Source organism: Saccharomonospora piscinae, assembly GCF_005862235.1.
In the GTDB taxonomy this organism is placed as follows: domain Bacteria; phylum Actinomycetota; class Actinomycetes; order Mycobacteriales; family Pseudonocardiaceae; genus Saccharomonospora; species Saccharomonospora piscinae.
Map to the genome: position 1 here is coordinate 208,716 of NZ_VCEK01000004.1, position 13,956 is coordinate 222,671.

General features: G+C 72.8%; 14 protein-coding genes. 8 read left to right on the forward strand and 6 right to left on the reverse strand.

Going from position 1 to position 13,956, the window contains the following annotated elements:
* Positions 1 to 11 precede the first annotated feature (11 nt).
* Positions 12 to 722, reverse strand: a complete 711-nt coding sequence (locus FFT09_RS17280) for an NUDIX hydrolase (protein ID WP_138383565.1) — start codon at positions 720 to 722, stop codon at positions 12 to 14.
* 102 nt (positions 723 to 824) lie between these two features.
* Between FFT09_RS17280 and nadA the strand changes: the two genes are divergently transcribed.
* The 3 genes from nadA to nadC are packed head-to-tail and all read left to right on the forward strand — an operon-like array spanning position 825 to position 4,326.
* Entirely contained in the window at positions 825 to 1,832 is a 1,008-nt protein-coding gene (gene nadA / locus FFT09_RS17285) for a quinolinate synthase NadA (RefSeq protein ID WP_024876073.1), read from the forward strand.
* A complete protein-coding gene (locus FFT09_RS17290; RefSeq protein WP_138383337.1) occupies positions 1,829 to 3,469 on the forward strand; it encodes an L-aspartate oxidase in 1,641 nt (546 codons plus the stop codon). Before nadA ends, FFT09_RS17290 begins: the two co-directional genes overlap by 4 nt.
* Positions 3,466 to 4,326 (forward strand): carboxylating nicotinate-nucleotide diphosphorylase, encoded by an 861-nt coding sequence (nadC, locus tag FFT09_RS17295; protein WP_138383338.1) that lies wholly within the window; start codon positions 3,466 to 3,468, stop codon positions 4,324 to 4,326. The genes FFT09_RS17290 and nadC overlap by 4 nt, the downstream gene beginning before the upstream one ends.
* A 22-nt stretch (positions 4,327 to 4,348) precedes the next feature.
* On the opposite strand, the gene FFT09_RS17300 is transcribed toward nadC, so the two are convergent.
* A complete protein-coding gene (locus tag FFT09_RS17300; RefSeq protein WP_081194724.1) occupies positions 4,349 to 5,140 on the reverse strand; it encodes a carbon-nitrogen hydrolase family protein in 792 nt (263 codons plus the stop codon).
* 48 nt (positions 5,141 to 5,188) lie between these two features.
* On the opposite strand from FFT09_RS17300, the gene hisD reads away from it, so the two are divergent.
* From hisD to FFT09_RS22965, 4 genes are read left to right on the forward strand one after another with little or no spacing between them, the layout of a single operon-like run.
* Entirely contained in the window at positions 5,189 to 6,514 is a 1,326-nt protein-coding gene (gene hisD / locus FFT09_RS17305) for a histidinol dehydrogenase (protein ID WP_081194726.1), read from the forward strand.
* Positions 6,511 to 7,617: a histidinol-phosphate transaminase gene (locus tag FFT09_RS17310; RefSeq protein WP_138383339.1), complete on the forward strand. Its 1,107-nt coding sequence runs from the start codon at positions 6,511 to 6,513 to the stop codon at positions 7,615 to 7,617. Before hisD ends, FFT09_RS17310 begins: the two co-directional genes overlap by 4 nt.
* Positions 7,614 to 8,213 carry an imidazoleglycerol-phosphate dehydratase HisB gene (gene hisB / locus FFT09_RS17315; protein ID WP_138383340.1) on the forward strand — a complete coding sequence of 200 codons (600 nt, stop codon included), beginning with the start codon at positions 7,614 to 7,616 and terminating at the stop codon, positions 8,211 to 8,213. Before FFT09_RS17310 ends, hisB begins: the two co-directional genes overlap by 4 nt.
* Positions 8,214 to 8,369 (forward strand): hypothetical protein, encoded by a 156-nt coding sequence (locus FFT09_RS22965; protein WP_167305397.1) that lies wholly within the window; start codon positions 8,214 to 8,216, stop codon positions 8,367 to 8,369.
* 10 nt (positions 8,370 to 8,379) lie between these two features.
* Here the strand turns inward: FFT09_RS22965 and FFT09_RS17320 are convergent, their stop codons facing one another.
* Positions 8,380 to 10,548 carry an MMPL family transporter gene (locus FFT09_RS17320; RefSeq protein WP_081194732.1) on the reverse strand — a complete coding sequence of 723 codons (2,169 nt, stop codon included), beginning with the start codon at positions 10,546 to 10,548 and terminating at the stop codon, positions 8,380 to 8,382.
* 185 nt (positions 10,549 to 10,733) lie between these two features.
* On the opposite strand from FFT09_RS17320, the gene FFT09_RS17325 reads away from it, so the two are divergent.
* Positions 10,734 to 11,360: a TetR/AcrR family transcriptional regulator gene (locus FFT09_RS17325; RefSeq protein WP_138383341.1), complete on the forward strand. Its 627-nt coding sequence runs from the start codon at positions 10,734 to 10,736 to the stop codon at positions 11,358 to 11,360.
* Positions 11,361 to 11,396: 36 nt separating this feature from the next.
* Here FFT09_RS17325 and soxR read toward each other — a convergent pair whose 3' ends face one another.
* Genes soxR through FFT09_RS17340 form a run of 3 tightly spaced genes read right to left on the reverse strand, consistent with a single transcriptional unit; the run spans position 11,397 to position 13,882 of the window.
* On the reverse strand, positions 11,397 to 11,858 hold the full coding sequence (soxR, locus tag FFT09_RS17330) for a redox-sensitive transcriptional activator SoxR (protein WP_081194736.1): 462 nt from the start codon (positions 11,856 to 11,858) through the stop codon (positions 11,397 to 11,399).
* Positions 11,859 to 11,915: 57 nt separating this feature from the next.
* The gene (locus FFT09_RS17335) at positions 11,916 to 12,725 is read right to left on the reverse strand and encodes a sugar phosphate isomerase/epimerase family protein (RefSeq protein ID WP_081194738.1); all 810 of its coding nucleotides are present in this window, start codon (positions 12,723 to 12,725) and stop codon (positions 11,916 to 11,918) included.
* Entirely contained in the window at positions 12,722 to 13,882 is a 1,161-nt protein-coding gene (locus tag FFT09_RS17340) for a dihydrodipicolinate synthase family protein (RefSeq protein ID WP_138383342.1), read from the reverse strand. The genes FFT09_RS17335 and FFT09_RS17340 overlap by 4 nt, the downstream gene beginning before the upstream one ends.
* Positions 13,883 to 13,956: the final 74 nt, after the last annotated feature.

Here is a 13,956-nt window from a genome sequence, read left to right on the forward strand (position 1 = left end):
CACGTTACGGGCTAGGCCGTGCCCCCGCGCGTTCGCGAGCCACGGCCTGCGGCAGGAGCGGGCGGCCGGAACACGGCGAACGGGTCGGTGACCCGCATGTCCCGGTGCGCGAAGCGGTACAGGGCGGCCGGTCTGCCGCCGGACCGGCCGGGCGAGGCGGTGCGCCCGGTCGGCACGAGCGCGCCGCGCCGGGTGAGTACCCGTTGCAGATTGGTCGCGGCGACCCGGTAGCCCAGTGCGGCGGAGTAGAACTGGCGCAGCGCGGACACGGTGAACTCGGCGGGGGCGAGCGCGAATCCGACGTTCGTGTAGCTCAGCTTGGCCCGCAGCCGATCGCGTGCGTGCAGCACGATCTCCCGGTGGTCGAAGGCGGTGCGGGGCAGGTCCCCGACGTCGTGCCAGGACGTGTCCTCCGGGACGACGGGGTCCACGTCGGACGGGATCAGTCCGAGGAAGGCGGTGGCCACCACCCGGGGACCGGGAACGCGGGCGGGTGCGCTGAACACGCCGAGTTGCTCGACGTGAGCGAGCGTCTTGACGTCGACCTTCTCGGCGAGCTGGCGGCGGATCGAGTGCTCCACGTCCTCGTCGGGCCGCAGCCTGCCGCCGGGCAGGGACCAGCGTCCGATGTGGGGGTCGAGCGCGCGGCGCCACAGCAGTACCCGCAACGTGGCGGGTTCGTCACCCGAGGCGACCACACCGGGGTGTGTGGCGCAGCGCACCTGGAGTACGGCACACAGAACCTCGTGTGCGAGGGGGTTGGTGCTGTTAATATGAGAACGCACGGTTTTCGATTCTAAGACGAAAACTACCGGAGGACCAACATGACGGCACACGTGGACGAGCTCACCCCGTACGGTGGGGTCACGGCGGACGCGGCCTGGGCCGAGGAGGTGCGCAGGCTCGCGCGGGAGCGCGACGCCGTCCTGCTCGCGCACAACTACCAGCTGCCGGAGATCCAGGAGATCGCCGACCACACCGGGGACTCGTTGGCGCTGAGCCGGATCGCGGCGTCGAGTGACGCTTCGACGATCGTCTTCTGTGGAGTCCACTTCATGGCGGAGACCGCCAAGATTCTGTCGCCGGACAAGACCGTGCTGATCCCGGACGCCAGGGCCGGCTGCTCGCTGGCTGACTCCATCACGGCCGAGCAGCTCAGGGAGTGGAAGGCGCAGCATCCCGGCGCGGTGGTGGTGTCCTATGTGAACACCACCGCCGAGGTGAAGGCCGAGACCGACATCTGCTGCACCTCGTCGAACGCGGTCGACGTCGTGGCCTCGATCCCTCCGGAGACCGAGGTGCTGTTCTGCCCGGACCAGTTCCTCGGCGCCCATGTCAAGCGTGTGACGGGAAGGGACAACCTGCACATCTGGGCGGGCGAGTGCCACGTGCATGCCGGGATCAACGGGCCGGAACTGGCCGAGCGTGCCGCCGCCGACCCGGACGCCGACCTGTTCATCCACCCCGAGTGTGGCTGCGCGACGTCGGCGCTCTACCTCGCGGGTGAGGGCGCGGTCCCGGCTGAGAAGGTCAAGATCCTGTCGACCGGGGACATGCTGACGGCCGCGCGGCAGACACAGGCGGAGTCCGTGCTGGTCGCGACCGAGGTCGGGATGCTGCACCAGTTGCGCAAGGCGGCACCGGAGATCGACTTCCGCGCCGTCAACGACCGCGCGTCCTGCCGCTACATGAAGATGATCACACCGGCGGCGCTGTTGCGCTCCCTGCGGGAGGGTGCCGACGAGGTTCACGTGGCGCCGGAGACCGCGGCCAAAGCGCGCGACTCGGTGCGCCGGATGGTCGAGATCGGTACGCCGGGCGGTGGAGAGTGACCGGCCCGGTTTCCGCCTCGCAGGCGCAAACCGGGTGGGAGGCCGAGGCCGACCTGGTGGTCGTCGGCAGCGGTGTCGCCGGGCTGACGGCCGCGTTGCGGGCCATGCGGCTCGGGCTGCGCGTGCTGGTGGTGACCAAGGGCGGCATCGGCGACGGCAACACGCGGTGGGCCCAGGGCGGCGTGGCCGTGGTGCTCGGTGACTCGGTCGCCCCGGATGACTCGGTGGCCGCCCACGTGGCCGACACGGTCGCGGCGGGAGCGGGTCTGTGTGACACCGCCGCCGCGCGTTCGGTGATCGGGGCCGGTCCCGAGGCCGTCGGGTTGCTGCGCCGCGAGGGCGCGCGCTTCGACGACGACGCCTCCGGACGGCTCGCGCGCACCAGGGAGGGCGGGCACGGCGCGCTGCGGGTGATCCACGCGGGCGGCGACGCCACCGGAGCGGAGGTACAGCGCTGCCTGGTCGCCGCAGCGAACGATCACACGCTGCCGGTGCTGGAGCACCACGTCGCGGTGGACGCCGTCACGACGGTGACAGGTGAGGTCTGCGGGCTGCGCGTGCTCGCGCCCGACGCGACTCCCGGGCTCGTGCGGACGCGGGCGGTGCTGCTGGCCACCGGGGGGCTCGGGCAGCTGTACCAGGCCACGTCCAACCCCGAACTCGCCACGGGCGACGGGCTGGCGCTGGCGCTGCGCGCGGGTGCGAGTGCGGCCGACGTGGAGTTCGTCCAGTTCCATCCCACCGTGCTGTACACGCCGGGGGCGCGCGGGCGCTGCCCGCTGGTGACCGAGGCCGTGCGCGGCGAGGGAGCCGTGCTGGTGGACGGCGCGGGGGAGCGGATCATGCCGGGCGTCCACCCGCTGGCGGATCTGGCGCCCCGCGACGTCGTCTCGGCCGCGATCACCCGGCGGCTGGCGACCGCGCCGGGGGGTGTCGACGATCATGCCTTTCTTGACGCGACCGGCATCGCGGGGTTCGCGCGACGGTTCCCGACCGTGCGGGCCGCGTGCGAGGCGGTCGGCGTGGACCCGGCTCGCGAGGCGATCCCGGTCGCGCCCGCGGCGCACTTCGCGTGTGGCGGCGTGGTGACCGACGCGCACGGTCGCACCGAGGTGACCGGCCTCTACGCGGCGGGGGAGGTGGCGCGTACGGGGTTGCACGGCGCGAACCGGCTGGCCTCGAACAGCCTGCTCGAAGGGCTGGTGCTGGGGCGAAGGGCGGCCGAGGCGGTCCGGGCGGACCTCGCGGGCGCCCGGCGCGCGGTCTCGTCCCCGCCGGCCGACGTTCCCGCGCCGGTCGCTCCGGTGGCACAGCGCCCCGCACTGCAACGGTTGATGAGCCGGTTCGCGGGGATCGGGCGCGACGCGGAGGGCCTGGCCGTGGCAGGGTCAGTGCTGGACGTCTCCATCGTGCCCACTCCGCTGTGGACGGTGGAGGCGGTCGAGGACGCGGCGCTCACCCTGGTGGCGCGCGCCCTGCTCGCCGCGGCGGCGGCCCGGACCGAGTCACGCGGCTGCCATGTGCGCACCGATCACCCGGAGCGGGACGAGCGGCGCTGGCGGCGCAGCCAGTCGGTCCGGCTGAACCCGTCGGGCCAGCCCGTGCTGGCCCATTCGATCCTGGAGGGCGTGGCGTGAGCGAGCTGGACGCCGCCGAGGTGCGCAGGGTGGTCACCACGGCGCTGGAGGAGGATCTGCGGTACGGCCCCGACGTGACCACCGGGGCCACGGTGCCCGCCGGGGCGGTGGCCACGGCGGAACTGACCCCGCGGGTCGCCGGTGTCGTGGCGGGAGTGGGAGTGGCCCGTGCGGTGTTCGACGCCGTGCTCGGCGCCGAGGGCTACGAGGTGCGTGGCGAGCGAGCCGACGGCAGCCGGGTGGCGGCGGGCGAGCCCGTGCTCGTCGTGCGCGGTGCCACGCGCGACCTGCTGACCGCGGAGCGGACGGCGCTGAACCTGCTGTCGCACCTGTCCGGCGTCGCGACGGTGACCGCGGCGTGGGTCGACGCGGTGACGGGGACCGGGTGCGCCGTACGGGACTCCCGCAAGACGCTGCCCGGGCTGCGGGTGCTGCAGAAGTACGCCGTGCGCTGCGGCGGCGGCGTGAACCACCGGATGGGCCTCGGTGACGCCGTGCTGATCAAGGACAACCACGTCGTCGCGGCGGGGTCGGTCACCGACGCGCTGCGGCTGGCCCGTGAGTACGCGCCCACGGTGCCGTGCGAGGTGGAGGTCGACGACCTCGACCAGCTCGCGGAGGCGCTACGGGCCGGGGCCGACGAGGTCCTGCTCGACAACCTGGAACCGGCCGACTGCGTACGGGCCGTCGAGCTGCGTGACGAGCTGTCGGCCAAGACCCGCCTCGGGGCGTCGGGTGGGCTGGCACTGCACAACGCGCGCCGCTACGCCGAGACGGGGGTCGACTACCTCGCGGTGGGCGCGCTGACCCACTCGGCCCCGACCCTGGACGTCGGCATGGACCTGCGGGCGGCGTGACCTCGGCGAGGTGCCCCGGCAATCAGAGCCGCCGGTTGGCGAGTACGGCGGTGGCCGCGCGTGAGCGGTCCGCGGCGGCCGGGTCGAGGTCGGTGAGCAGCAGTTCGGGGGCGGCACCCGCCTGGGCGGCGACCCCGCCGAACGGGTCGGCCACCAGGGAGTACCCGATACCGGTGGGAGCCTTGGGGTTCACCTCGACGCCGGTGGCCGAGGGGTCGGCCTGCCCGCAGGCCAGCACCCAGCTGCCGGAGTCGAGTGCCCTGGCGCGCACCAGCAGGTCCCACTGCGCGCGTTTGCCCCGGCCCGCTCCCCACGACGCGGGCAGCGCGACGGCGTGGGCGCCCTGCTCGGCCAGCGCCTGGAACAGTTCGGGAAACCGCACGTCGTAACAGGTGGCGAAGCCGAGCGTCACGTCGTCGACGGTCACGGTGACCTGGTGGTGCCCCGCCGCGACGGTGTCGGACTCGCGGAAGCCGAAGGCGTCGTACAGGTGGAGCTTGTCGTAGCCGAGGTGGCGGCCGAGTCCGGTGATGAGCAGCGTGTTGCGCACTCGCTCGCCGTCGGGCGTGAACATCCCCGCGACCACCAGCACTCCGGCCTCGTCGGCGATCTCGCGGACGGCCCCGGCCCACGGCCCGTCGAGCGATTGGGCGACCGGGGCGAGCGGGCCGCCGAACCGGGCGAGAGTGGCTTCGGGGAACACGACGACGCGGGCACCGCGTTCGGCGGCGGAGCGTGTCCACTCGCGCACGGACCGGAGGTTCGTCTCCGGGTCGGCACTGGATGTGAGCTGGCACAAGGCCACTCGGAGCACGGCTACCTCCCGGTCGCGGACGCGGTCCCGCCTCGTACCCTAGACCGTATGTTGAACCGCACCGACCTGCGAGGTCGCGTCCCGGCCCCGGCACAGTTGCGCGCGTTGCTGCCGCGCGCGGAGATGGACGTGGACGCGGTGCTGCATCAGGTGCGCCCGGTCGTGGAGGACGTCCGCGACCGCGGGGTGGCCGCGGTGCTCGACTACACCGAGCGGTTCGACCACGTCCGCCCCGCCCGGGTTCGCGTGCCGGCGGCGGAGCTGGCGAGCGCGCTCGGTAACCTCGACCCGGCCGTGCGTGCGGCGCTGGAGAAGTCGATCGCGCGGGCCCGCGCCGTCCACGCCGACCAGCGTCGTGCGGACGTCACCACCGAGGTCGCCGACGGCGCCACCGTGACCGAGCGCTGGGTGCCGGTGCGCCGGGTCGGCCTGTACGCGCCGGGCGGGCTCGCCGTGTACCCGTCGAGCGTGGTGATGAACGTGGTGCCCGCCCAGGTCGCGGGGGTCGGCTCGCTGGTGGTGTGCTCGCCGCCGCAGGCGGAGTTCGGCGGGCTGCCGCACCCGACGATCCTCGCGGCGGCGGAACTGCTCGGCGTCGACGAGGTCTGGGCGGCGGGTGGTGCGCAGGCCGTGGCACTGCTCGCGTACGGCGGCACCGATACCGAGGGAACCGACCTGGAGCCCGTCGACCTGGTGACCGGGCCGGGCAACCTCTACCTCACGGCGGCCAAGCGCATGCTGCGCGGCGTGATCGGCATCGACTCGGAGGCCGGGCCCACCGAGATCGCGGTGCTGGCCGACGGCAGTGCCGATCCCGCGCATGTGGCGGCCGATCTGGTGAGCCAGGCCGAGCACGACACGCTGGCCGCGAGCGTGCTGGTGACGACGTCGGAGGAACTGGCTGACGCGGTGGACACCGAACTGGTGCGCCGTGTCGCCGCCACGAAGCACAGCGAGCGCGTGGAGCAGGCGCTGCGGGGCTCGCAGTCGGGCACGGTACTGGTGTCCACACTGGACGACGGGGTGCGGGTGGTGGACGCCTACGCCGCCGAACACCTGGAAATCCAGACCGAGAACGCGCGTGAGGTGGCCGCTCGGGTGCGCAACGCCGGTGCGGTCTTCGTCGGCCCGTACACGCCCGTGTCGCTCGGGGACTACTGCGCGGGGTCGAACCACGTGCTGCCGACGGGCGGTTCCGCGCGGCACTCGTCGGGGCTGTCGGTGCAGAGCTTCCTGCGCGGCATCCACGTCGTCGACTACAGCGCCGATGCGCTGCGCGCCGTGGCGGGCAGTGTGGTGTCGCTGTCCCAGGCCGAGGACCTGCCCGCGCACGGCGAGGCCGTGACCGCACGCCTGCCGGAGGGAGCCGCGTGAGCGCGGGCGAGACGACCGACGTGACCCTCGCCGACCTGCCGCTACGCGACGACCTGCGTGGCCGCAGCCCGTACGGCGCGCCACAGCTGGACGTCCCGGTGCGCCTCAACACCAACGAGAACCCGTACCCGCCACCGGCCGCGCTGGTGGACGACGTCACCGACGCGGTCCGGGAGGCGGCGCGCGACCTGCACCGGTATCCCGACCGCGACGCCGTCGCGCTGCGGCGGGACCTCGCCGCCTACCTCACCACCGCCACCGGGGTGCCGCTGACCGAAGGGCACCTGTGGGCGGCCAACGGGTCCAACGAGATCCTGCAGCAGTTGTTGCAGGCATTCGGTGGGCCGGGGCGCTCGGCGCTGGGCTTCGAACCGTCGTACTCGATGCACCCGATCATCTCGGCCGGAACGCGGACGGAGTGGGTTCCCGCGCCGCGCCGCGACGACTTCTCGCTCGACGCCGTCGCGGCTGCCGAGCTGGTGGCCGAACGCGCGCCCGACGTCGTCTTCGTGACCAGTCCCAACAATCCGACGGGCGGGTCGGTCCCGCTGGCGGATCTCGAACACATCCTGCGGGCCGCACCGGGGCTCGTGGTGGTCGACGAGGCGTACGCGGAGTTCTCGTCGCAGCCCAGCGCCGTGCGTCTGCTGGCGAAGTACCCGGCGACGCTGGTGGTCTCGCGCACCATGAGCAAGGCGTTCGCGTTCGCGGGCGGGCGGCTGGGTTACCTGGCCGCCGCACCGGCCGTGGTGGACGCGCTGCAGTTGGTGCGGTTGCCCTACCACCTGTCCGTGGTGACGCAGGCCGCGGCCAGGGCCGCGCTGCGGCACGCGGACGCCACGCTGGGCTCCGTGGCCACACTCGCCGCCGAACGCGACCGGGTGGCGGAGGCGTTGCGTGGCCTCGGTTTCGCCCCGGTGCCGAGCGACGCGAACTTCATCCTGTTCGGACGCTTCACCGACGCGGCGACGGCCTGGCGGTCCTACGTCGAATCCGGGGTGCTGATCCGTGACGTCGGCATTCCCGGCCACCTGCGCGTGTCGATCGGCACGCCCGACGAGAACGACGCCTTCCTGGCGGCGAGCAAGGAGGTCCCGCGGTGAGCCGGATCGGAAAGATCGAACGCACCACCAAGGAGTCGGCCATCCGGGTCGAGGTGGACCTGGACGGCAGCGGGCAGGTGGAGGTGTCCACCGGAATTCCGTTCTACGACCACATGCTCCACTCGTTCGGCGTCCACGGCAGCCTCGACCTGCGGATCGAGGCGCAGGGCGACGTCCACATCGACGCGCATCACACGGTGGAGGACACCGCCATCGTGCTGGGGCAGGCGCTGCGCGAGGCGCTCGGGGACAAGAAGGGCATCCGCCGGTTCGGTGACTGCTGGATCCCGATGGACGAGACGCTGGCCCACGCCGCCATTGATGTTTCGGGGCGGCCGTACTGCGTCCACACCGGGGAACCCGAGCAGTTCAACGCCTTCACCATCGGTGGCAACTACCCGTTCGTGCTGACGCGGCACGTGTTCGACTCGCTGTCGTTCCACGCGCAGCTGGCGCTGCACGTCCGTGTCGTCCACGGCCGGGACCCGCACCACATCGCGGAGGCGCAGTACAAGGCGGTCGCCCGGGCGCTGCGCGCGGCCACGGAGCCGGACCCGAGGGCCGGGGGCATTCCGTCCACGAAGGGAGTGCTCTAGGTGTCGCGGGACATTGTCGCCCTGCTGCTGTTCGCGGTGGCGGGTTTTCTGGTCGGCGGTGCCATCAGCACCGTGAAGAAGTCCCGCGGCCTCGCGGTGGCACTCGGCGCCGCCGCCCTGGTCGCGGGCGGCGGCGCCGTGCTCTGGCTGTCCTAGCGGGCCGGCGTCACCGGTTCACCGGCTCGCGCTCGTCGGCCCTGCCCGCACCGCCGGTCAGCTTCTCTCCCTCGACGTCGACGTCGGGCAGGGCGCGGTCCAGCCAGCGCGGCAGCCACCAGGCGCTGCGCCCGAGCAGCGACATCACGGCGGGAACGATGGTCATGCGCACCACGAAGGCGTCCACGGCCACGCCGAACGCGAGCGCGAAGCCGATCGACTGGATCAGGGTGGCTTCGGCGAGGACGAACCCGGCGAACACGCTGATCATGATCAGCGCGGCGGCCACCACGACCCGGGAGCCGTGCTGGAATCCGGTGACCATCGCGCGGTCGGGGGCACTGCCGTGGACGTACTCCTCCCGCATCCGGGTGACCAGGAAGACCTGGTAGTCCATCGCGAGCCCGAACAGCACGCCGATGAGCAGCACCGGTAGCACACTCATGATCGGTCCGGTGGCCTCGACGCCGAGCAGGTCGCCGAGCCAGCCCCACTGGAACACGGCCACCACCGCGCCGAACGTGGCACCGACCGAGCCGAGGAAGCCCAGCGTGGCCTTCAGCGGCACGAGCACCGAGCGGAACACGAGCATGAGCAGGAGGAAGGCCAGCCCCACGATCAGCGACAGGTACGGCAGCAGGGCGTCGGACATCGTGCGCGAGATGTCGATGTTCATCGCGGTGGCGCCGGTCACCGACGTGGTGGCGCCCGTGTCGGCCTCAATGCGGTCGCCCTCGGCACGCAGCGCGGTGACGAGGTCCTCGGTCTCCTGGGTGTCGGGACCGCTCCGGGGGATCACGGTGAGCAGTGCGGTGTCGCCGGCGCGGTTGAACTGAGGCGGGGTGACCATCGCGACGTCGTCGAGGGTGCCGATGCGCTCCATCGCGGTTCGCGCGGTGGCCTGCGGGTCCCGCTCGACGTCGAGCACGACGACGAGCGGGCCGTTGGTTCCGGGACCGAATCCCTGGCTGATCAGCTCGTAGGCGCGGTGCTGGGTCGAGTCGGGTGCCGCCGTCGCGTCCGTGGGCAGGCCGAGCCGCATGTCCGCGGCCGGGACGGCCACCACGGCCAGGCCCGCGACCGACAGCAGCAGGACCGCGATACGGCGACGGGCGAGCAGCCGCGCCCAGCGCTCGCCCAGCGTGGGGCCGGACGACCGGGTGCGTCGCAGCCCCGGCACCCGCCCGGCGAGCACCTTGGTTCCCGCGAAGCCGAGCACGGCGGGCAGCAGCGTGACGGCGATCAGCACCGCGACGGCGACCGTCGCCGACGCGGCGAGGCCCATCTGGCCGAGAATCGGGATGCCGACCACGGTCAGGCCCGCCAGCGCGATGATGACGGTGAGTCCCGCGAAGACGACGGCGGAGCCCGCGGTGCCCACGGCGTGGGCCGCGGCGTCCTCCGGATCGGCGCCCCCGTCGAGTTCCGCTCGGTGCCGCGACACGATGAACAGCGCGTAGTCGATGCCCACGGCCAGCCCGATCATGAGGGCGAGCACCGGGGTGTTGGAGTTCAGGTCGACCACGCCGGAGAGTGCGGTGATGGCCGCCATGCCGATGCCGACGCCGATCAGCGCGGTCAGCAGCGGCAGGCCCGCCGCCACCAGGGAACCGAACGTCATCACCAGCACCAGCGCGGCGACGATCACACCGACGCCCTCGGTCGCCTGTGTCACCGGGATGCCCTGCATGGCGTCGCCGCCGAACTCGACCGTCCAGCCCTGGTCGCGGAACGGTTCGGCCGTGGCCTGCAGCGCGTCGCGGTCGGCGTCGGTGACCTCCGGCGACGGCACCTGGTACACGACTTTGACCAGCGCGAGGGTGCCGTCGGGGGCGACGGATCGCGCCTGGAACGGATCGGCCACGGCCGCGACGTTCGGGGCCTGGCCGAGCGCGTCGACGAGGTCGCCCACAACGGCGGGGTCCAGCGGGCCGCCTCCGGGAGCGGCGACGGCGACGTTGGCGTTCGCCTTGCCGACCCCGGCCTCCGGGAACCGCTCCTCCAGGTGGTCGATCGCCTGCTGCGCCTCCGTGCCGGGGATCGTCACGGCGTTGGTCGTGGGGCCGGACAGGGTGAGCGCGCCGACGCCGACGACCGCGAGCAGCAGCACCCAGAGACTGGCGACGAGGCGCCGCCGCCGGAACGACGCACGACCGAGTCGGGCGAGAAAGGTGGCCAAGACGCACGCTCCCAACGCGAACGAGTTTCGGAGAACCGTGCGCCACGCTAGCCGATCGGCAAGGGCCTTTTAAGCCGATCGGCAAGTATGTGATCCGGGAAACAACACCGGTGGCCGGGTCCCGTGCTCGGTTGGCCGCCGCATCGGGTCGGCGTAAGGTCGTAGGGCCGCTCCAGGAGGGACCCATGACTGTCGAGACTGCCGAGGACACCCGATCCCGCCTGCTCGCGACGGCTTTGACGCTGTTCAGCACACACGGCGTCGGCGGCACGTCGCTGCAGATGATCGCGGACGAACTCGGGGTGACCAAGGCGGCGGTCTACTACCACTTCAAGACCAAGGACCAGATCACCGAGGCGGTCGCCGCGCCCGCTCTCCAGGAACTGATCGAGCGCATGGCCGAGGCGGGCGCGCGGCGCACGCGGGGCGCGCAGATCGACCACGCACTGTCGGGATTCGTCGACATCGTGGTGCGGTACCGATCACTGATCGCGCTGTTCAACAGTGACCCGGGCATCATGCGGGCCATAGACCGGTCACTCGACGGGGTGGAGAATCTCGCCGCGCGGATGCGGGCGCTGCTGGTGGGGCCCGATGCCGAGCTGGCAGCCGCGCTCACCGCGAACGTGGCGCTCGCGGGCATCGCACTGGCAGGCGGCGCGCCCGAGCAGGCGGACCTCGACGACGACGTCCTGCGGGAGCACCTGATCGACATCGGCAGGCGGCTGCTGGGCAGGCCGAAGCGGCGCGCCAGGTCCGTCGCGCCGCGCGACGGCGGTCAGCCTTCGCGAGCTGCGGACACGACTACGTAGCCTGCGGACACGGCTACGCGGGCTGCGGACACGGCGTCAGATGCCGCCTTCGGACTTCGGTTTGAGGCCCGGGGCACCCGGGCCGTACGCGGCGATCTGGTCGTCCGGGTTGTTCAGGGTGCAGGTGCGCAGCGACAGGCAGCCGCAGCCGACGCAGCCGGTGAGGTCGTCCCGCAGCCTGCGCAGGGCGTCGATCCGGGCGTCCAGTTCGTCCCGCCAGTCGCGGGACAGCCGGGCCCAGTCGGCCTTGGTGGGCGCGTGGTCACGGGGCAGGGTGGCCAGCGCCTCGCCCACCTGTTCCAGAGTGAGCCCGACCCGCTGTGCCGCGCGGATGAACGCGATCCGGCGCAGCACCGAGCGGGCGTAGCGCCGCTGGTTTCCCGCGGAACGCTCGGCGGAGATCAGGCCGCGGTCCTCGTAGAACCGGAGGGCGGTGTGCGGCACACCACTGCGCTGGGCCACCTGCCCGATGGTGAGATGGTCGGCGAGCTTCGACACACCGCCACAGTACCGGTAGCTCCACCTTGGTCGAGCTACGTCGGGCAGGGCTTCGGGTCACAGCACGTGTCGCCGGTACGCCCCGATCATGTCACGCAACACGACGTCACCGGGTGTGCGCCACACCTCGGCGTTGAAGACCTCGACCTCGATCGGCCCGTGGTAGCCCGCCGCCTCCACGCACTCCCGCAGTCTGCGGTGATCGATGGGGCCCCTGCCGGGCAGCGCGCGGCCGAGCAGCGTGTCGGTCAGCGGCACGAGCTGGTCGCAGACGTGGAACCCCAGGATGCGGCCCGCCGAGCGGGCGATCGAGTGCTCCACCTCGGGGTCCCACCACACGTGGAACTCGTCCACCACCACGCCCACGGCGTCGGCCGGATGGTCCTCGGCCAGCGCGAGCGCCTGCCCCAGCGTCGACAGCACGGACCGCTCCGCGCACTGCATGGGGTGCAGCGGTTCCAGCCCCAGCCGGACGCCGCGCTCCCGCGCGTACGGGGCCAGCTCGCCCAGCGCGTCGGCCACGCGCTGCCGCGATCCGGCGAGGTCGTGGTCCGCGACCCCGCCGACCACGAGCACGAGCACGTCGGTGCCCAGGGCGACGGCCTCGTCGATGGCCTCGCGGGTCATCGCGATGCCGTCGACGGGCTCGCCCTCCGGTGTCACGCCGGTGAAGAAGCCGCCACGGCACAGCGAGGAGACCCGGACGCCGTGCCGCCGGAGCAGCCGGGCCGACTCCTCGACGCCCACCTCGGCGACCTTGTCGCGCCAGAGGCCGATCCACTCGATTCCTGCCGCCGCGCAGCCCTCGACCGCCTCGGGCAGCGACCACGACTTCGTGGTGATCTGGTTGAGGCTCAGGCGGTTCACAGGCTCACCCCCGCCGCGGCCAGCAGCGGGCGCATCCGGGTCACGGCCAGGTCGGGGTCGGGCAGCACACCCGCGACGTCGGCCAGCCGGAGCAGGTCGGACAGGTGCGTGATCGTGCGCGCCGACTCCAGCCCGCCGACCATGCGAAAGTGCGGCTGGTGTCCGGCGAGGTAGGCCAGGAACACCACGCCCACCTTGTAGTGCGGGGTGGGGGAGCGGAAGATCTCGCGCGAGAGCGCGACGGTGGGGTCCAGCAGCGCGCGGAAGCCGTCCGCGTCTCCCGCGTCGAGCCGGGCCAGCGCGGCACCCGCGACCGGGGCGATGGGGTCGAAGATGCCGAGCAGTGCCTCGCTGTGCCCGGAGTCGTCCCCCGCGATCAGTTCGGGGTAGTGGAAGTCGTCGCCGGTGTAGCAGGCGACGCCGCCCGGCAGCGCGTCGCGGAACCGCCGCTCGACGTCGGCGTCGAGGACCGACACCTTCACCCCGGCGACCACGGACTCGTGCTCGGCGCACAGCGCGGCCAGTTCCGCCGCGGCGGCGTCGACGTCGGTGTGCCCCCAGTAGCCGCGCAGCGCCGGGTCGAACTGCTCGCCGAGCCAGTGCAGCAACACCGGTCCGTCGGCCTGGGACAGCAGGGCGCCGTACGCGCGGTGGTAGTCGTCCGGGCCGCTCGCGGTGGCGGCGAGCGCGCGGCTGGCCATGACGACCGGCACGGCGCCCTCGCCGCTGACGAGTGCGAGCTGTTCACCCCACGCCGTCACGATCTGGTCCACGGTGGACGGACCGGCCGGGAGCTGGTCGGTGCCGACCCCGGCGACCCACCGTCCACCGCAGGCCCTCGCCTCGGCGCCGGTGCGGCGCACCAGCTCCCTCGTGGTCGCCCAGTCGAGCCCCATGCCGCGCTGTGCGGTGTCCATGGCCTCGGCGACACCCAGGCCGCACGACCACAGGTGCCTGCGAAACGCCAGCGTGGTGTCCCAGTCGAGTGCCACGGTGTCGGTGGGGTCGTGCCCGGCGAAGGGATCGGCGACCACGTGCGCCGCGGCGTAGGCGACGCGCGAGGCCGGCGGGCTCGCCGGAGTGCCGGGAGTGCCCCGGCCCGAGGGCGACCACGGGGCGATCCCGCCCTCGGCCGTCGGCAGCGGTAGTGCGGCCATGGTACCTCCGCTCTCGTTGAAAGCGTTTTCTTGAAAGCGTTTTCAGTGACCTTAGGTCACGGGTCACCACGCGA

What these genes read in the sequence shown, in the direction of transcription:
- hisD (WP_081194726.1), top strand. Translation starts at nt 5,189, where the DNA reads ATGTTGAACCGCACCGACCTGCGAGGTCGCGTCCCGGCCCCGGCACAG.
- FFT09_RS17340 (WP_138383342.1), bottom strand. Translation starts at nt 13,882, where the DNA reads ATGGCCGCACTACCGCTGCCGACGGCCGAGGGCGGGATCGCCCCGTGG.
- FFT09_RS17325 (WP_138383341.1), top strand. Translation starts at nt 10,734, where the DNA reads ATGACTGTCGAGACTGCCGAGGACACCCGATCCCGCCTGCTCGCGACG.
- nadA (WP_024876073.1), top strand. Translation starts at nt 825, where the DNA reads ATGACGGCACACGTGGACGAGCTCACCCCGTACGGTGGGGTCACGGCG.